The 17,787-nt window shown below is 63.9% G+C and carries 17 protein-coding genes; 4 read left to right on the top strand and 13 right to left on the bottom strand.

What is annotated here, in order from left to right:
* Window positions 1-125 precede the first annotated feature (125 nt).
* A complete protein-coding gene (locus ACIBH2_RS20395; protein ID WP_397119551.1) occupies window positions 126-764 on the top strand; it encodes a GTP-binding protein in 639 nt (212 codons plus the stop codon).
* 2 nt (window positions 765-766) lie between these two features.
* Here the strand turns inward: ACIBH2_RS20395 and ACIBH2_RS20390 are convergent, their stop codons facing one another.
* The 7 genes from ACIBH2_RS20390 to ACIBH2_RS20360 form a co-directional block, all read right to left on the bottom strand.
* Window positions 767-2,572 (bottom strand): hypothetical protein, encoded by a 1,806-nt coding sequence (locus ACIBH2_RS20390; RefSeq protein WP_397119549.1) that lies wholly within the window; start codon window positions 2,570-2,572, stop codon window positions 767-769.
* Window positions 2,573-2,935: 363 nt separating this feature from the next.
* Complete coding sequence (locus ACIBH2_RS20385; RefSeq protein WP_397119547.1) at window positions 2,936-3,136, bottom strand: hypothetical protein; 201 nt, start codon at window positions 3,134-3,136, stop codon at window positions 2,936-2,938.
* Window positions 3,137-3,239: 103 nt separating this feature from the next.
* Window positions 3,240-3,854, bottom strand: a complete 615-nt coding sequence (locus tag ACIBH2_RS20380; RefSeq protein ID WP_397119545.1) for a DNA-binding response regulator — start codon at window positions 3,852-3,854, stop codon at window positions 3,240-3,242.
* The gene (locus tag ACIBH2_RS20375; protein ID WP_397119543.1) at window positions 3,851-4,981 is read right to left on the bottom strand and encodes a sensor histidine kinase; all 1,131 of its coding nucleotides are present in this window, start codon (window positions 4,979-4,981) and stop codon (window positions 3,851-3,853) included. Before ACIBH2_RS20375 ends, ACIBH2_RS20380 begins: the two co-directional genes overlap by 4 nt.
* 5 nt (window positions 4,982-4,986) lie before the next feature.
* Window positions 4,987-5,799 (bottom strand): ABC transporter permease, encoded by an 813-nt coding sequence (locus ACIBH2_RS20370; protein WP_397119541.1) that lies wholly within the window; start codon window positions 5,797-5,799, stop codon window positions 4,987-4,989.
* Entirely contained in the window at window positions 5,796-6,767 is a 972-nt protein-coding gene (locus ACIBH2_RS20365; protein ID WP_397119539.1) for an ABC transporter ATP-binding protein, read from the bottom strand. The genes ACIBH2_RS20370 and ACIBH2_RS20365 overlap by 4 nt, the downstream gene beginning before the upstream one ends.
* Window positions 6,768-7,016: 249 nt before the next feature.
* Window positions 7,017-7,412, bottom strand: a complete 396-nt coding sequence (locus ACIBH2_RS20360; RefSeq protein WP_397119537.1) for a hypothetical protein — start codon at window positions 7,410-7,412, stop codon at window positions 7,017-7,019.
* A gap of 519 nt (window positions 7,413-7,931) precedes the next feature.
* On the opposite strand from ACIBH2_RS20360, the gene ACIBH2_RS20355 reads away from it, so the two are divergent.
* The 3 genes from ACIBH2_RS20355 to ACIBH2_RS20345 all read left to right on the top strand — a co-directional run bounded on the left by ACIBH2_RS20355 (window position 7,932) and on the right by ACIBH2_RS20345 (window position 9,811).
* The gene (locus tag ACIBH2_RS20355) at window positions 7,932-8,519 is read left to right on the top strand and encodes a DUF2637 domain-containing protein (protein ID WP_397119535.1); all 588 of its coding nucleotides are present in this window, start codon (window positions 7,932-7,934) and stop codon (window positions 8,517-8,519) included.
* 982 nt (window positions 8,520-9,501) lie between these two features.
* Complete coding sequence (locus ACIBH2_RS20350) at window positions 9,502-9,717, top strand: HD domain-containing protein (protein ID WP_397119533.1); 216 nt, start codon at window positions 9,502-9,504, stop codon at window positions 9,715-9,717.
* Entirely contained in the window at window positions 9,644-9,811 is a 168-nt protein-coding gene (locus tag ACIBH2_RS20345) for an HD domain-containing protein (protein ID WP_397120923.1), read from the top strand. Before ACIBH2_RS20350 ends, ACIBH2_RS20345 begins: the two co-directional genes overlap by 74 nt.
* Before the next feature lie 309 nt (window positions 9,812-10,120).
* Here the strand turns inward: ACIBH2_RS20345 and cas6e are convergent, their stop codons facing one another.
* From cas6e to cas3, 6 genes are all read right to left on the bottom strand, one after another.
* Window positions 10,121-10,780: a type I-E CRISPR-associated protein Cas6/Cse3/CasE gene (gene cas6e / locus ACIBH2_RS20340; protein ID WP_397119531.1), complete on the bottom strand. Its 660-nt coding sequence runs from the start codon at window positions 10,778-10,780 to the stop codon at window positions 10,121-10,123.
* A gap of 64 nt (window positions 10,781-10,844) precedes the next feature.
* A complete protein-coding gene (cas5e, locus tag ACIBH2_RS20335) occupies window positions 10,845-11,600 on the bottom strand; it encodes a type I-E CRISPR-associated protein Cas5/CasD (RefSeq protein WP_397119529.1) in 756 nt (251 codons plus the stop codon).
* Window positions 11,597-12,763, bottom strand: a complete 1,167-nt coding sequence (gene cas7e, locus ACIBH2_RS20330; RefSeq protein ID WP_397119527.1) for a type I-E CRISPR-associated protein Cas7/Cse4/CasC — start codon at window positions 12,761-12,763, stop codon at window positions 11,597-11,599. Before cas7e ends, cas5e begins: the two co-directional genes overlap by 4 nt.
* Before the next feature lie 77 nt (window positions 12,764-12,840).
* The gene (gene casB, locus ACIBH2_RS20325) at window positions 12,841-13,359 is read right to left on the bottom strand and encodes a type I-E CRISPR-associated protein Cse2/CasB (protein WP_397119525.1); all 519 of its coding nucleotides are present in this window, start codon (window positions 13,357-13,359) and stop codon (window positions 12,841-12,843) included.
* Window positions 13,359-14,897 (bottom strand): type I-E CRISPR-associated protein Cse1/CasA, encoded by a 1,539-nt coding sequence (gene casA, locus ACIBH2_RS20320; RefSeq protein ID WP_397119523.1) that lies wholly within the window; start codon window positions 14,895-14,897, stop codon window positions 13,359-13,361. The genes casB and casA overlap by 1 nt, the downstream gene beginning before the upstream one ends.
* Window positions 14,884-17,475: a CRISPR-associated helicase Cas3' gene (cas3, locus tag ACIBH2_RS20315; protein ID WP_397119521.1), complete on the bottom strand. Its 2,592-nt coding sequence runs from the start codon at window positions 17,473-17,475 to the stop codon at window positions 14,884-14,886. Before cas3 ends, casA begins: the two co-directional genes overlap by 14 nt.
* Window positions 17,476-17,787 lie beyond the last annotated feature (312 nt).

Here is a 17,787-nt window from a genome sequence, read left to right as displayed (position 1 = left end):
ACCGTATAGGAACACGTTCTATTTTGTGGCCGAATTCCGATCCGCCGATCCGCCGCCGGAGGTACGGTGAGGGCGGACTGAGGACGCCCCGACCTCCTCGCGTCGATCTGGAGTACCACAGCACAATGGGCACCAAAGCCATTGACCCGCAGTCGATCCGCAATGTCACCCTCATCGGCCACCCCGACGACACGACGCCCGTGATCCGCCGCCTGCGGCGCTGCTTCGGCACCACGACCTCCGGCGCGGAGACCACGGTGCACTGTATCGCCGACAGTGTCGAGCACACCATCCGCGTCGTCGAGCTGTCGACCCATGCCCCCATCGCACACCTGGAACGCTCCATCCGGGTGGCCGACGGGCTGATCGCCGTGGTGAACGCCGCCGCACGCACGTCCCGACTCGAGACGGTCCTGCGCATAGCCGACGACCACCAGGTAGCCCGCCTCTGCCTCGTCACCGCCCTCGACCACCCCGCCGCCGACTTCGACCGCGCCGTCCGCACCATCGCCGAAACCCGTGGCGCGGCACCACTTCTCCTACAAAGCCCCGTCGGCCTCGGCCCCACCTTCGAAGGTGTCACAGACCTACAGCCGGGCCCTCTCCCCCACATCCGCTACCGCACCCGCCTCGGCGACATCGTCCCCACCCTCTGCGCCCCACCCCCCACCGCCGACGACATCGCCCCACTCCTCGACGCCATCGCCAGGTACCTACCGTCACCCTTGGACGTCTGCCAGCCGGAGCACGCGCTGGACTATTGACGTCACCGGACGGGTCGGCGCACGGCGAGGTACACACTGCTCCACAGTTGTGCCGCATTGGATTCAGTGACGTCGGCGGTGTTCGCGCCGAACGGGGTGGCCTGGAAGCTGTTGTCGAATCGCCAACCCCAGAGTTCGGAGCTCTGCATATTCCGTGTGGCGTCGATCGCCGCCCACAGTGAATCCTGCGCTGCCACAAGACGGTCCCGTACCGGCGACGGTAGGTCGCTGCGCCGCAGTTGGCGTTCCAGGCCGCTGGCGAAGGCCGCTTGGACCCAGGACCACACCACTGTGCCGTGGTAGTCGTGCGTGGTGAACTGGGCCTGAAGCTCCGGCGGTGCGAAGGCGGGGTTGGCGACGACCATTCCCGCGCCTGTAATCAAGCCGAGCGGGAAGGGCCGAACCAGGTTGGCCACCTTCGCATTCAGGTCATCGGGTGTCGGAGTGCCGAACAGTAGATCGAAGACATCGTCGGAGTGGAGTATCGGTATCGGCTTCCCGTCCTCGGCGAGCGAAACAGCCGGGAAGGTCGGCGGATTCGGGCCGACCTGCTGTGTGGGGACGCCGATGCTGGTGGCGTAGGTGTCGATCGCCTGTTGGGCTTGCTGCGGGTCGATGGTCACCGTGAACAGGCGTGGCGCCTCTGCGCGCCAGACCTTCGCTCGGGCGGCGGCGGGCGATAGCTCCAGGCGCGCGGTGTCATCGAGGAACGGCGCGAGTACGCCGCTGTCGAGGAGACGAGCGGTCGCCTCGAGTGCGGCGGGGACCAGGATCGCGTTGACGTCGTAGGGATAGCGACCGCCAGCGATCCCGATATCACTGTCGCGCCACTGCCCTGAATCCTTACCCGCTTGCAGCGCGATCAAATTGCCGAATCGCGGATCGTCGGCGAATGCCGCCGCACTCGACACCACCAACCGCAGATTGCGAACCAGCGCGTGCCCATTGTCGCCTTGCAAGTACCCGGCCGCGCGTTCCGCACCTGTTGGGTCGTCGAGCAGATAGGCGGCGACAACCGGTGCGAGCAAATAGTTTTCGTCCACCATGTTGTAGTCGAGAATCGGCGCATCGGTCATTGCCGCGTTCTCCTGTTTTCGAGTGAGCATCGCGAACTCCGACAACGACTCCTCATGCGCCACGGCCCCTTCCGGCCCCAACCGTGTCAGCACAGCCCGCAACGCGGCCTCCGTGGCATCCGGGGCCAGCACGGGCATCAGCATCATCGTCGAGATCAGGGTGTCCCGCCCGAAATAAGTGTTGTACTGCCACGATCCGCCGAGAAACTTCTCCCGATAGCTCAAGAAGGTGAGAGTGTTCTTCGCGCTGTCGATCTCGGCCTCGGACCCGTTCAACAACGCATCCCCCGCCAAAGGTTCGAGCGGTGTATCCCCGGTCGTAGCCGTCATCCGCAACCTGATCCGGCCGTCATCCCCCGCCGTGATCTCCTGACCGGACGCCGCGGTACCGTGCACGACCTCCAAACTCAAGCGATACCCCGGCCCACCGTCGAGCCGATCCCGATCCCAAGTAATGACGTCTCCCGAAAGCGTCGGCCCGACAACAACTTCAGCCGGTACGACCCCCTTCTGGTTGTAGTCGCGCAACACCCGCACATTCGACAGCACAGCCTGCCGAACCTTCAGCCCCGGCGCCGCCACAGACGCCTCGAACTCCACCCCATGCCGCACCCGCCCCCGAGAATCCGTATCCGCCTTGGCCTTCGGAGCCGACTCGAGCTCCCACTCCCCCGCCGCCGCAATCGGTTCGAACCACACCCCCACCCCGCTGTTGCCCGCCGGAAACGCCACGACAACCCGAAGATCCCGCCCCGACCTCAGCACCACATGCGCCGCACTCTCCCCGTCCCGCAGAAAGTAATTGAGATTGGCCCCCTCCCGCACCTGAAACCGAAACCCCGAATCCCCGCCCCCACCGGCACACCCGACAACCAAGAAAAGCGCCACCACGACACCCAGCGCTACGAACCTGCCGACCGACCGCACCACCCACATGACCGAGCCCTCTCGTCCATGGTCCGATACCGGAAACATCGCCGAACCAGCCCGAACTCGCTCGACGGGGCCGTCTCCAATGTATCGCCCATCAACCGATGGCACGCCGAAGCCGACACGGAAACCCAGGCCCGCCCTGGGTTTCCGAACCTCTCGCGATCAGGCCGAGGTCGGACACCCCACCGCAGCCGACGAACCGGTCGTCAGCGCCGCGATCAAACCTGCGAGCAGACCCATCGCACACTCGGCCGACGAGGTGGAGACGTCACGGGCCGGTGCGGGCACGGCCTGCGCCGCGACCGGGGTGATCAGAACCGTTCCGGCCGCCAAGGCCGCGACAACCGCTGCTCGAATTCGCATGTGCACTCGCTCTCGATCGACACCACACCGTCCATGTGGCTGGTGCCTGGACCGTAACCACAGGGTCGATCATGGCGACAGCCCGTTGTTTCGGGGGCGACGGTCAGATCCAGCCCTTTTCGCGGGCCTTGAGTGCGGCCTCGTAGCGGTTGGAGACACCGAGCTTGGCCATGGCCGAGGACAGGTAGTTCCGCGTGGTGCCGGGTGAGAGGTGCGCGCGGCGGGCGATGTCCTCGACCGGCGCGCCGTCGATGGCGTACTCGAGGACGTCGGCCTCGCGGGCCGTCAGGAGGGTGTCGCCCGCGCTGATGGCTTCCGCGGCCAATTCGGGGTCGACGTATCGGCCGCCGCGGTGGACGGTGCGGATCACCTCGGCCAGGGTCGCCGCCGAGGTCGTCTTGGGCAGGAATCCGCGCACACCGGCGGCGAGGGCTCGTTTGAGGTAGCCGGGTCTGCCGTGGCTGGTGACGATCAAGGTGCCCGCGCCCGGGGTGAGGCGCTGCAGTTCGACGGCGGTCTCGATGCCGTCCATGCCGGGCATCTGCAGATCGATGACGGCCACCGCGACCGGATCGCCGTCGCGGCGACGCCACGCGGCGATGAGCTCCTCGCCGGAGCCCACATGGTCGACGACCTCGATATCGGCTTCGAGTCCGAGCATGGTCGCCAACGCGGCGCGCACGAGTGTTTCATCGTCGGCCAGAAATACCGGAATCATTTTTTCTCCCAGTGGATTTCGAGCACGAACTCATCGTCCGACGCGGTGGTGGCGAGCGTCGCCCCGAGCGGTGCGAGCCGTTCGGCGAGGCCGCGCAGCCCCGAGCGCTCGCCCGGCGGGCCGTGCGGGCGGTCATTGCGCAGGGACATGCCCGCACCCCCGAGCGCGAGCACCGCCGACGTCGCCGACGAGTGCTCGACGATATTTGTCGTGCCCTCACGCACGACCCAGGCGGCGACCTCGTGATACCGCGCCGGGATATGCGCGGGATCGCCCTCGACGACGAGCCGACAGTCCACCGCCGACAGCAGCGACCGCGCACCCGCCACCTCGCCCCGAAGATCGATGCCGCGGTAGCCGCGCACCAGTTCGCGCATCCGGCTCATCGATTCGACGGCGAGGGTTTTGACCTCGTCCATCTCTGTGACCGCGCGATCGGTGTCGCCGGATCGTGAAAGCGCCGCCGCGAGTTCGCTTTTCACCGCGATCGCCGAGAAGCCGCGGCCGACGATATCGTGCAGATCCCGCGCGAAGCGCAGCCGCTCCTCGGCCACCTGGAGGTCCGCCTCGATCGCCTTCGCACGGTCCAGTTCTTCGACGACTCGAAGGCCCCAGAGGGTCAGCAGCGTCGTGCCGACGACGAAACCGCCGAAGACGAAGGTCACCGTGGCGGTGATCAGACCGGATGCGGGTGACTTCCAGAACGCGAGTCCGGTGGCGAGGCTCAGGCCGAGGACCGTCCACCATCTGTGCGGAAGGAAGGCCACGATGGAGAACATGGCGAGTACCGCCACATAGGTGCCGGTCAGGCGCGCTTGCGCGACGGTCGACTCGCTCCCGGCCAGCCTGCCGACGACGACGGCGGCGAGCCACACTCCGGTCAGGGTCACTGTCGCGGCGGGCAGCACCCACTCCCGCGGCTCGGGCCGCGACGACAAGGCGAACTCGGGCCGCGCCTCCACCGCGCCGACGGCCGCGATACCGGCGACCACGAGCGCGATCGACCACCATCCGCCTGTGGTGATCGCCATTGCGGCGACCACCACGACAAGAGCCATATCGAGGGTGGCACGGCTGTAGAGCCTGAACTTGGCGCTGCCCGACAGCCCGTGCCACCACGACGTCACGCCGCTCAACCGCGGTCGTCCCAGCGGAAGGCCTTGCGGGTCAGCGCGAACGCCAGGACTGTCCATATCGCCAGTGTGGCAAACGGGCGACCGAGTTGGCCGCAGGTGCCCGCGAAGTCGAGCGCCGCATCGGTGGCGCTCGACTTCGCCAGCCTGCCGGACGCGCCGAGGGAGACGAGGTCGGAGATGGCGGCGAACGGCGTCCAGTCGGCCAGCTCGGCCAAGCGATCCGGGAGGATCTTGCGGATGGACGCGAGACCGAGCATCGCGACCGTCATGACCGGCAGCGAGGTGATCTGCGCGGCCTCGGCGTTCTTCGTCACGGCGCTGGTCGCCAGGGCCAACAGTGAGAACAGCACGATCCCGCCGAGGATCGCGAGCACGATGGCGAGCGGGTTCACCGGCGCGGGCGTGCCCGTCCCGTAGACCACCGCGGCCACCACGACCGTGGAGGCGATGGTCACGAGTGCGCCCGGCACCGTCGGCGCAGTCTGGATCTGCCAATCGGCGGCCTCCCCGGTACGCAATCGCTTCAACACGCCCTCGCTACGGCGCGTCGTGACCATGGACAGCACCGAGTAGTACTGCACGAAAAGCAATGCGACCAAAGCGATCAGCTCGAATGTCATCGCCGCCGTGGCCGTCGTGGGTTCCTCTTCCCTCGTCGCGATGGAGTACATGGCCAGCGAAATTCCGACCGGAAAGAACAACGCCATCCACACCAGCGTCTTGTTCCGCCGGAACTGGAGATACTCCGCCTTCGCGAGCGCCGCGAGCGGACGACGGCGAAAGCCCGTCGTGGTCATGGTGCCGATCATCGTGCTGCTCCAATCAATTCAGGCGTCGTCGATTCATTGGCGATCTCCAGGAACACAGCCTCGAGCGAGGCGGCACGAGCCTCGAGACCCCCCAACCGCACCCCGTGATCCCCCGCCCAACCGAGCAATTCGACCAAATGCCCTTGGAGGTCATAGGTACTCACCGTGACCCGGGCCCGCGCATCGACCCGCGCACCGCGCAGCGGCGGCAACGGCAACCCAGGGTGGTCGAACACAATCCGCGCAGGATGCCCATCGACAATCTCCCGCAACGTCCCCTCCCGCGCGATCTCCCCCTTGTGCATGATCGCGATCCGATCCGCCAGCGCCTCCGCCTCATCCAGATAGTGCGTAGTCAGCACCATCGTTACCCCGGATGCCTTGAGCTCAGCCAGCAATTGCCAAGTCCCCCGACGACTTTCCGGATCCAACCCCGTAGTCGGCTCATCCAAGAACAGAAGGCGAGGCTGCCCCAACAGAGCACAAGCCAAATCCACCCGCCGCTGCTCCCCACCCGACAACGCCCCAACCCGAACATCCCCCCGATCAACCAAATCAACCTGCGCGAGAACAACATCGGCAGTAGTGGGATTACTACAAGTCCCCCGCCACATCTCCAACGTCTCCCGCACAGTCAGTTCCGCCGGTAATCCCCCGGCCTGCAACATAATCCCCACCTGCGCCCGCACCTGCCCCCGATCCCCCACCGGATCAAGCCCAAACACCTCCACCACCCCGCCGGAAGGAGCAACCAACCCCTCCAACATGTCCAACGTAGAAGTCTTCCCCGCCCCATTAGTCCCCAACAAGGCGAAAACCTCCCCCTCCGCAACCCGCAGATCCACCCCCTTCACCGCCTCGAACGCCGCGTCACCCCGCCCATACGTCCGCCGCAGCCCCCGCGCGGTAATGACATCCCCACCCACCAGCGATTCGCCAGCCCGGATATTTCGATAAGTCCTGTTCATGCCTCCTACCCTCGCCAATCCGGCGCGACGTCAGTAGTAAGCCCAGTCACCGATCCACACCGAGTTCCTCATACCCGAACGATGACAAAAGTCATGAACACACCCGCTACGAGAAGCACTGCGCCACAGAGCATTCCGCGAAGCTTCCGACCAAACCGACTGCACCGACGCCCACCCGGGCCCTCAACGCGTGACAGCGATACCGTGGGGCCTGGCAGTTCGCGGGGTTGTGGTCGCCCTCGTGTGCGCTCATTCCTCGATCGGCAGGTGGGGCGAGTGATACAGCAGCGCCTCGGCCACATCCCAGGGGTCGTTCACCGTGGGCAAACTGTCGAAATCCCCAGGAGAGATGTCGATGGTGAAACTGAACGTTCCCTGCCCGTCCAAGGTCACTCCGGCATAACACCGCCACGCCCGCAACCGACCCGTGTCATTGGTCTTGCGGCAGATCGGGATCAACAGAACCGAAACCATCTCCGCCAGAGAAGCTTTGGTCCACACGGGTCTGCCACAGGCGGCGAAGCCCTGGGAGCGAGCTGCCTCGCCGAGCTCGAGCAGTTCAAGACCACTCACGCGCTTCACGAACGAAGGTACATCCTGCCCGAACAGTCCCGGTCGCACCGACCGCGCCTTCCAGAATCGCATCGTGCACCTTTCCAACAAGCGGTCGGGCACATCTCACCAGAAACGCCGAGCGATTGCTTCCGCGACCTTGTCGGCGCAGCGATTTTCGGCCGCGCAATATTGTGGCCGCTTCGAGCCGGAGGATTCCGACAGACGCCGCTTGGGCAATGTACGTCCCCCACGAACTCCGACACACGTATGCGGGCCGCCTCGTGCGCGCTGGGTGCCCCTATGTGCGGCAACTGCTGGGCTGACGGTTCGTGCCCCACGTTTGCCCCACGGAATTAGTTCCGGATAGAAACTGCCCCACGGAACGTGGTACCTGAACTGCATTTTCAATTGTGGACCTAGCGGGGTCTTATTCGAACCGGGCTGACCTGCAGAAACTTGAGGCAGCCCTAGTTAAATCTCAGGTTCAGGACACCTCACCGATCGCTCGTCGGCGACGGCGACCCACACTGACCAACACTAGGTCCCGCGCTCCTCAACGTCTCGAACGCCGCCTCTCACGCGCGCACCACCCACGTCCTCGCGATCACCATGACCCTGCTGATCGCAGTCGGCGCGTTCCGCCTGTCATTCACGGCGCTGCGCTCCCTCGCACTCACCGCTGGCGTCGCAACCGACGAGGCATGGCTGTGTCCCCTCATCATCGAAGGCTCGATGGCACAGGCGACCGCAGCGCTGCTGGCGACCACCCGGTACCACCACCGTGCGCACGCCGAGGTAGATCCCGTACCCGCCGATCCCGAAGTGCACGGTATTGATGCCGAAAGTCCCGTCGTCCCACCAACACTCGCGACGAACCTCGACAAACCCGTGCGCACGAAACACCGATCCGATACGACCGTGCCTTCCACTGCCCAATGGTCGAAACTGGCGGCAAGCATCTGCGCCCGCGACACCGCAGGCCGCCACCCCGACGAAGTGGCCCTGATCCTCACCCGACACTTCGACGACGGCTGGAACGCCACACAAATCGCCGACCACGTTCACCGCAGCCGCTCCACCGTCAGTCGCGTCCTTGCGGACGCGACGCGGTTAAGATCGGCCATTCCTCGGGAAGCCCATCGCGAACAACCAGGACAGGTAGCCACTGAGCCCCAGCAGAACCAACCGGAGACCTGAAACGCAGGACTAACGCGCGACGCCCCTACGCCCCCCGGGGAGACGAGCATTTGATTCCTCATCCCCGCACGCGCGGGGAGCGTCGGATGATGTACTGGCCGCTCGCGCGATGGTGGGTCATCCCCCGCACGCGCGGGGAGCCTGTAGGCACGGTGCGCCGCAGTTCCGACGAGGGGGGTTCATCCCCGCACGCGCGGGGAGCCTGGTCTCGGTCCACCAGACCACGACCCACTCGCGGGTTCATCCCCGCACGCGCGGGGAGCCTCTGCCGCATCCGCGCCCGACCACGGTGCCCGCGGGTTCATCCCCGCACGCGCGGGGAGCCTCTGCGCGAACGCGCCGCCGAGATCGCGGAACTGGTTCATCCCCGCACGCGCGGGGAGCCTTTTTTCGCCTCAGCCGCGGTGAAGTCGGGTCGGGGTTCATCCCCGCACGCGCGGGGAGCCTGTGAGGTCGTTGCCGTAGTTGGCGCGGTAGTAGGGTTCATCCCCGCACGCGCGGGGAGCCTACTTCTTCACCTGCACGTTTTCACGCAGATGCACAGGTTTTCATTCACTCCTGTCCCCCGCGCGTGATGGCGTCGTGGGGTATTTGGCCACCGAACCCTGACCGCCACATGTCGATCCTGGTGCAGTCGGACGGGTCGTCCCCCGCAGGATGAGCGTGCGAGCACCGCCTCTATCGACACCCCCGGGTGCCCACGTCGAAGAGGCCAGATGCGAAACGCGAATGAAGACAGGCACATTCGTACAGTAGCCCCAAGTCGCCTCGCGCCCGCAGGCATGACTAGGCCAAGCAGGTGCGGTAGCACCTGCTCGTGCAACGCTCCGCTGCGGCACATCGCACCAGGGCCCCACAGGTTCAGGTCTCAATTGTTCGATCGAACGTGCACTTCAAGCTGCCTTCTACTGCTTGTCGGTAGGCACCGATATGCTGGCGGCCGCCTGGTCTCGGCGAGTGTTCAATTCACATCGGTGGTTAAATGATCTCTGCTGCAACGTTATCCGCGTGGGCCAAGAGCGATCGCGATGGTGGAAGTCTGTCGCTCGTACAACATCTCGCGGATTCTGCCGCGGTAGCGGGACTGGTATGGGACCGGTGGGTTGCCGGAAAGCACGAAGCAGCTGATTTCGGCCGAGCTGCCTCGCGGGGTTCCGGATGGACGGGTCTTGTTGCGGTGGCTGGCCGGGGTTCATGACATCGGGAAGTTGTCTCCCGCGTTCGCGTGCCAAGTTTCTGATCTGGCCGAGCGGATGCACGACAAGGGTTTGGATCTACGACATCCCCGGTGAACCGGAAAGCCTTGCCGCACAGCCTGGCTGGGCAGGTCGCGCTGGAACAGACTTGACCCGTCGGGGGTGGCACCCGGAGGTCGCACGGACGCATTCGACTGTGGTTGGCGGCAATCACGGCCAGCCGCCGATGCGGATGGAATCGAGTCAGACTCCATTCCCAACAACCCTGCAGCCCCTCGTCGGCGGAAGAAATGAGCAGTCCCAGATCGGAATATTGTTGTCGCGCACTATGATCGCGATAGATTCGGTACTCGGCGGGGCATTTCAGGGAGCCTGCGGACGGTCTCGCCGTAGCCGGACTTCTTCTCACCTCAACACCGCAACGGAGAGCAGCCCACAGCCGTAGGCTCGTCCGCGCCCGATACCGGTGAGAATCGAATCCCGTACTGCGGCTGCATCTTTGACAGAAGCTACACCCTCGAACTTAGCTGTGGCGATCGCGATGCGTGATCTCTGTTGCTGCCCACGACGGAAGCCAGTGATAGTGCCACCGCCGCTCATTTGCGTGTCACGGAGCGCAAGTCCGCATTGGTTGGCTCTGCGAGCCCACCATGCCATCGCCTCGTCTCCCGCCAGGCCCTGTCGTTTGCCTCGCTGGTCAGCCCCTTGGTGGCTGCTCTTGGTTGGGTTGACGACGATGCGGTAGCGGACAACCACGTCGGTCTCGAGTTGGTCTAGCAGGGGTGTCAGGTCACGAGAACCCGCCATGCCGTATCCCGGACTCAGCCGCGCGGGGTCTGGCTGGGTGGCAGACTGCATCAAGATATGCACGCCGACCGCAGTATGTTCGATGCGGTAGAGCAGACCGGCCGCGGATCGGCTGGACGGTCCGAAATCTGGCGGGCACGCTAAGGACATCAGGACTTGATGCATTCTCTGCACGTCGCGGAGGTCGTGGCGCACGCGTGAATCCGCTGGGTTCGCGACGATCTTGGTCAGCGTCACGATGGGCGTGAAGGAAGTCAACGATGCTCTCCCCGAGTGCAGTTGGTGTCCCGGTGTGTCCGCGTGGGTGGTGGCAGCACTGTGGTCACGATGCGGTCGCTTGGAAGTCGATGAGCGCGTCCAGGTAGGTCGATCCGATCCCTGAACACAGCGCGGCTGGCATCGAATGCCTTGTGTGCCAAGTGGTGTGGGGGTGGTAGGCGCGCGATTCTCCGAAGCTGATTGGCTGTGTTGTATTGGTGTGTGAGCGCGCCGCCTCGTCGGTGCCTCGCGGATTCTCTGCCACGATCTCGACGAGTACCGAGTCCGTGTCTCGCGGTCTCTCGCGCGCGATCGGCACGCTTCGACAGAGGTCGGTGGCCGGATCATCGACGCGCCCCAGGACAAGCGGACCCGCTGGCGGGCAGGAGCGACGACCCAGATGCGGCCCGAACGTCGGTGCACTGAGCGCGCTTTCGATGTCGGTGATCAGTTCCTCGTCGGGGCTGGTGATCGCGACGGTGAACGCGGCGTCTGTGAGGTAGTGACGGTGTGACACGATGGTGCCCGCGCCTTCAGCGCGATGCCCTCCGCCTGCGCGCGCCGGTGTCTGCTCGCGGGGGCGGCCGCCGCCCACCGTGTGGTAGTCGACGAGCACCTGGCCTGGGCGGTCGATTCTGATCGTGAACTCCAAACTCGTGTATCGAGTCAGCGGTTCGTGTCGCGGGTGCCCCATCGCGGCAGCCACCAGACCGACCAAACCGGATCGCGTCGGATAGATCAGGGTGTCACGAAAGTTCCAGTGGGATCGGGTACCCCACGACTGCAGTGGCCCCGACAGATGCAGGAGGAGCCCGCTCATGACTTCGCCTCGAAAAGCATGCTTTCGCGCGATTTTTCAGCCGACTGCTTGATCAGGTCATTCAATGAGGAGAACGTGGTGCCCAGTGCGGGGGTCTGCGCCGTGGTCGTTCCTGCGTGGCCGGACCATTTCCCGCTGTCGCTGAGAAACTGATGCAAACGCTGGGTGTATTTGTTCAGGGTCTCGACTGCTTGGTCGACGTATCCGTTGCTGCTGGTCACGATAGGGCGTTCGAAGCCACCGGCCAAGGACAGCGGAGCTTCACGTATCGCCAGATAGGCGAGATCGGGGACGGTACGTGCGGCAGTCGAGTTCTGTTTGCCCGACGGCACCACGGTTAAGAAAGTTCGGGCCCACGCGCTGACGACGGCTAACGCTGTCTCGAGATCACCGACCTGGCCGTAGAACTGAGTGATATTGATGGTGCAGTAGCGGTAGAACGTCCCCGCCGCGAACTCCGCGGTGGCTAGATGGCCCGCGCCGGAGTTCGGCGCGAGATCATCGACAGCAGTGAAGTAGTCGAAGTCCGGTGCTGCTTCGTGCACAGTGAAGGCGTGGGCCACTTGCGTTGCACCATCGACGGTGTGGTCTGGGGCGTCGGCCAGCATCCGGCCGAGCAGCGCGATGGTCGGGTTGCTGCCGTTCAGGATTGCGGTGACTGGCTCACGCAGCTCTAACACTGCATCGGCGATCGCTGTGTCCCGCGCGGCTTTTTGTCCTTTGGTCAGTTTCTTTGCCTTCCCGTCCTCGCCGAGGACCGGAAGCGGGAGCTTTGTTATCAGTTCTCGATGTTCGTTGGCGACGTCAGCAAGGTCGGTAAGAACGTTCGCGGGCAACCAGAGCAGTACGTTGGTGATGTCGTTGTCGTCCTCCGGGGATAATCCATAGGCGTGGACGACTGCGCGGCCAGCACGCCGAGCATCGTCGGCACCCCACGACTGTTCCCGAAGCTTCTCGCTCAGCCGAACCGCGATCTGCCGGGTCCGCAGAGTCGGCGCACCGATTTGGTTTTCCACCGCGAGCCGGGCAGCTCGTTTCCAGCTTTGGCTCGATACTCGAATCCGTTGTGCGCCACCATATATGCAGCTCTTGGGGCTGCCGAGCCCGTCGCGGTTGACGTTGGAGTACGGCAATGTGTGCAGGGCATGAATGTCGAGAAACACGCGATTCCTTCCTCAATTTCGAGTCGTTCGGGCCGAACCACGTATCGCCCAGCGACGCAGGCATATTCGCGCGGTACTCAAGCGATGCCGTCGTCTGTTTCGATAGCGTCGATGCGGTAGTAAGCCTGTAGCCAGCGACGCGCGATCTCGGTGCGTCGCCACGGCCATCGAGATGCGTCGTCGAGCAGCACAACGAAATCGACGGCCACGTCGGCGGTTCGGAGCGGCACAATGACACGGGTCAGCATTCGGCAGAGCTGACTGGCAGGCTGACGGGTGAGCAGATGAACCGACGCCTCCCGCGTTCTGGCGGCGAGGGCACCGTAGCGAGCAATGCTTGCCCCGATGTTTCCGGTACCGCTCCTGGAGGCCGAAACCACTTCGATCGGATTGTGTGCGATCAATGCGGCCACGGTGTAGCGCACCGCTTCCTGGTGAGGCTTGTCGCTGTCGGTCCACCGCGCGAGATAGGCGTGCATCCTGTCGGATCGGTTCACAGGACGGCCCAGCCCAGAACGAAGGGCCGCGCGAATACCGGCGTCCTGCGCCAACTCGGTGATGTATCCGACGAACCGAGCGTCGGCCTCATTGGGCATCAGTCGCGTCCTTCTTTCGGTGGGTTCTTCTTTGCGGCGAACCGGCGCAGGTGCCGGACTGCATTTGCTGTTTCGCGCGCGACCTGAGGGTGGTGGGCGACGTGTCGCGTGGCGGCATCCACGGCGTCTATTGCCAGAGGGAGAAAGCTGCGATAGCTCCGGTCGAAACCTCGCTGCGGCAGCAACTCCCAGAATAGCTTTTCGGCCGCTGGCCAATACAACGCGTCGGCGAGTGCGATCCACGGAGCATCTCGGGCGGGCTTCCGCGACGAGCCGCCGCCCAGATTGCGATACGCGGTACGCAATGCCGTGCACATCACGCCATGCATGTCCTCAGCGGCAGCGTGCAGTCCAGCGGCACCGACGGCAGCCTCCGGATCGTTCTCGTACGCCCATTGCAACAGCTGGGGGGTGGTGGCAGTGAACATCATTCGGTCGGTGCTTTTACGATCCTGCTCCCACCCGTACACCCGCACTCGCAGGTCGGCTTGCCACGAGTCGGGCATGCTCTGGGTATCGGTCCACACTTGCGGGCGATGGCGATCGACTTGGTCTGCGAGCAGCGCATCCACGTCGCGCCAGACCGCACGCGCAGCATCCGCTAAGCGCGGCTGCCACACGTCGTTTCGTCGGTCTTGGATCGTGTACGGATCCGCGAGCGGAGGATGACGCGTCTTGTATGCCCAGGTCAGATAACAACTATGAACGCTCGTCCCCGAGCTGTCGGGGACCAGTAGCATCGCGTGACGCGATTGCCCGGTCAACAGCCCTGCGGGCCAGGTCGCCTCGTCGGGTGCACTGAGTGGGTCCGGACACTCCTGCGCCTCCCAAGGGGCAAAATCAATGCCTGCACCAGGAGCTGTCGAAGGTGAGGGAATCCCGGCGATAATCGTCTGAAATAGATTGCGCCCCAAAGGATAGAAGCTCACCGTGCCGCGTAGTGGGCCAGCCGACATGTGCTGGCTGTTGATATCACCCACTCGACGAGTGCCACCGGTACCACCAGATCCATACCAGTAGTGGGTCAGCAACCATTGCAGCGCCTCGGCGGCGCTGAGCGCGGGCACCCGCTCAGTCCACGTGTGTCGCCACCAGATTGGTCCGTTGTCACGCGGACGTGTGGGATCGAATGTATTGATGGACTTGGGTTTCGACTCCTTCACCAGGCGCGGATCCTGCAACCAGGGTGATACCGGATCGAATAGATTCCATCGACCGTCGAGATCGCTTCGATACAGGTAGGCGTCGATCCGCTCAGGCGAGAACCGTCCCCGCTCCGCTGCGTCGGCTCGCAAGGTTTCGAATTGAACTCGGGTGCGCGCCTTGTCGATTCCGGTGACACGTGCCGCGATGACATATAGAACGCGCAGCATGCCCGCCGCGGCAGGTGAGATCGTGATCGCCAGATCGGTGTAGGTGTGCGCGTTCACCATGAGCTCACGCAGACCCACACTGACGACTACTCTGGACGGAGCAGTGTCTTCGCCGGAGGTGAGCACCGGAAGGATGGGCTCGCTTCGGAGATCACAGATAGTCATGTTGAGCCTCGTTTACCAGACCGAGTGCGGAGTCCAAACGAAGGCCACCGTGGGCCGGAGCAGGGAAAGGTAAAGCATCGAACAGCGGTGTGCGCCTCCAGAACTCCGCGTAGGGGTTGCCCCAACCCTGCACCCAGTTGGCGGGACAGCGTGTCGAGGCATCGATCATCGACATCACTTCCGAGTGACCGGGTTTGTGACTCGGAAAAGGTGTGCTGTGTTCGGGATCGAGCCAATAGCGGCCGTCATCGCTGGTGTAACGCGGGATCAACCAGATGTTGTCCACCCCGAGGCGAGTCGTCACGTCTTTTTCTTTCACTTGCCGGTTCGTCAGTTCGTGCAGCCCTCCCACCATGTGGGGCGCAGGAATGGTGACGTAGCCAGCCAGCGCCTTGTGCAGCGTGGTGGTCGACTGGCGCTCGGCCCATGCGGCTTTGGCTTCGTCATCGATCGGCGGCAGATCGTGGTTATGGACATGCTGGACCAGCTTGTCGACATCATGCGGCACCACGAGATCGAGCCCATCCCCTTCCAGCATCCGACGGGTCGCCGCGAGTTCGTATTCGGGATATATGCTCGTCCACTCCTCAGGGAAGCGTTCGAGAGCCGGATCCAACACCACCAGTGCGGGTTTCGGGATCCAGCTCGGTCGAGTGTGGGGGTGCCGCCATACTCGCCCCAGCCTTTGGAGCAAGTGCGCGATGGGTACCAGATCGCTGATCACCAAATCGAAGTCGACATCGAGGGATTGTTCGAGGATCGAGGTCGTGATGACGATGCCGGTCCTCGGCCGAGAGTGGTCTTCGGTGGGGTACTTACCGAACCGGGTGATGACCTCGCCTTCGATCCTGCGTCGTTGGTGGTAAGGAAACCGTGCATGCAGCAGCCACAACGGCACCAGCTCTGCAGAGGAGGGCCGCGCGCTCAAGAATGCCCGTACCCGTTCGAAGGTGTGCTGCGCAGAGGCCACGGTGGAACACACCACCGACACACATCCGCCACCGTCTACGGCGAATCCGATGTATCGAAGAATCCGATCGATCCGCGTACCACGCCTGTACTCCAAACGTTTGATCCGCGCGTCTCGCCTACTGTGCTCACGCATTTCTTCCACCGAGGCAGCGCTGGGACGCTGCACATTCCTCTGGCATGAGGTGAACAACCACCCGGGATAGGACGGTGTTTCAATGACGGGCGGATTCTCCGGAACAGGGTCCGCTCCTGTGAGATACGCAGCGGTCATTGCACGAGTGATGTGCTGCGGCAACGTCGCCGAGATCAGGATCACGCTGATGCCCAGATGCCCGCACCACGACAGCAGACGAGCCAACAGTGCCTGCATGTAGGGATCCGCAGCGTGTACCTCGTCCACCACCAGGGTCTTGCCTAGAAGCCCCCACAGCCGCAACATGTTGAACTTGGTGGCCAATGCCGCGATCAACACCTGGTCGATTGTCACCACCGACATGCCCGCTAGTAGCGGCTTGTGTCGGCCATTGAGCCACTCCAGTACTTCATCGTCCGCACAATAGTCCCGGTACGGCTGATAGAAGGCACTCATCGTATGCGCCAGCGTCACAGGCCGATCCGATGCCGCAACTCTTCCTGCGAACGCAGTCCCGCGGCCCCACATGGCATTCGTCGTCGCCTGCGTAGGCAAACAAACCACCATGCCCGGACGACCGGTGACCGCGCCGAAACGGTGAACTCCAACGAACGCCGCCTCCGTTTTGCCATATCCCGTACTGGCGGTGATCACCAGCAGCCCAGGAGCGTCTGGACGAAAATCCCTCTCAATCGATGCTTGCAGCGCGTTGGGCTGCTTGCCCAATATCATGTCGGTAGTCACTATGTCCGCCAGTTCAGGAACTGATAATCCCAAGGCAGGCAGGCGATCTCGCAACCCACGTACGGTATGGTCCCAGCGCGCAAAAGGGTCGCGGCTGGCACGCCATTGCGAGGTACTGATCCATTCCCCATCGCTAGCCACCCAATCCGCGAGAATCACCAGACCAGCCAATACCGCAGCGACCTGACCGCTGATCTCAGCAGGCAACTCGGGATGCCCCAACAGCGATCTGAGATCCTCAACCAATCGCCGCCGCTCATTTTGCCAATGTGAATCACCCAGTTGATTCACTCGGTGCACAGCCGGATTACGAACCGTCCTCCTATCAGACGACCAAAAGAATCCATGATGCCCGCCGAGCAACTCCGCCATACGGTACGGACTCGACAGCATCAGGATCCGGTATTCGCGACCAGGCTCCCGCAACAGCTCCGTCAGCGTCAGATATGACACCTCCGCATGGTGAATCCAATTGGCCTCACCAGGCTTAGGCGACTGATTCTGAAAGCAGGGACATGCCTTACCCACATCGTGCAGACCAGCCAGAAATGTAACGAACCGACGAGTCTGTTCCGGCCCCAGGCGAAGCTGGGCACCGATCCACGCACGTACCCCCTCGGACAAATGCGCTTCCCACAAAACATGGGCGGCCGCCGCAGTATCCAAGAGATGCCACCTCAGTGGATACCGCCCCGGCAGGCCACTCCACTTCCCCCACAGTTCAGGCACGCGTCCCAGGGTATGGCCGAAACCTGTTGCTGTACAGAGCTTTTGCGGACTTACCCGACACAACCGACAATCGACCCACGGCCCGGCACCGAGCGCTGCCCGCCGTACGTCTTCCCAGGCGTATTCGCCGCCATCACCACGCGATGGAATGCGGCACCTAGCCGGAGCCCTAAGCGCGGCAGGACTATTGCAGCCGCGCCGACCCTATGATCGACTCGACGATCGGACTCCATGGGAGGCTGCGGCAACAGAGCCCGGACGGGTGCGGTCAATCTTCGTAAGGCACATTGACAACTGAACAACTCGCGTACC

It is taken from the genome of Nocardia sp. NPDC050406, assembly GCF_044459025.1.
In the GTDB taxonomy this organism is placed as follows: Bacteria; Actinomycetota; Actinomycetes; order Mycobacteriales; family Mycobacteriaceae; genus Nocardia.
This window is presented reverse-complemented; position numbering and strand designations above follow the sequence as displayed.

Coding starts and splice junctions, on each gene's coding strand:
- ACIBH2_RS20355 (WP_397119535.1), top strand. CDS start 7,932: ATGACCCTGCTGATCGCAGTCGGCGCGTTCCGCCTGTCATTCACGGCG.
- ACIBH2_RS20360 (WP_397119537.1), bottom strand. CDS start 7,412: ATGCGATTCTGGAAGGCGCGGTCGGTGCGACCGGGACTGTTCGGGCAG.
- ACIBH2_RS20385 (WP_397119547.1), bottom strand. CDS start 3,136: ATGCGAATTCGAGCAGCGGTTGTCGCGGCCTTGGCGGCCGGAACGGTT.
- ACIBH2_RS20380 (WP_397119545.1), bottom strand. CDS start 3,854: ATGATTCCGGTATTTCTGGCCGACGATGAAACACTCGTGCGCGCCGCG.
- cas5e (WP_397119529.1), bottom strand. CDS start 11,600: ATGAGCGGGCTCCTCCTGCATCTGTCGGGGCCACTGCAGTCGTGGGGT.
- ACIBH2_RS20365 (WP_397119539.1), bottom strand. CDS start 6,767: ATGAACAGGACTTATCGAAATATCCGGGCTGGCGAATCGCTGGTGGGT.
- ACIBH2_RS20350 (WP_397119533.1), top strand. CDS start 9,502: ATGATCTCTGCTGCAACGTTATCCGCGTGGGCCAAGAGCGATCGCGAT.
- casB (WP_397119525.1), bottom strand. CDS start 13,359: ATGCCCAATGAGGCCGACGCTCGGTTCGTCGGATACATCACCGAGTTG.
- ACIBH2_RS20370 (WP_397119541.1), bottom strand. CDS start 5,799: ATGATCGGCACCATGACCACGACGGGCTTTCGCCGTCGTCCGCTCGCG.
- ACIBH2_RS20395 (WP_397119551.1), top strand. CDS start 126: ATGGGCACCAAAGCCATTGACCCGCAGTCGATCCGCAATGTCACCCTC.
- casA (WP_397119523.1), bottom strand. CDS start 14,897: ATGACTATCTGTGATCTCCGAAGCGAGCCCATCCTTCCGGTGCTCACC.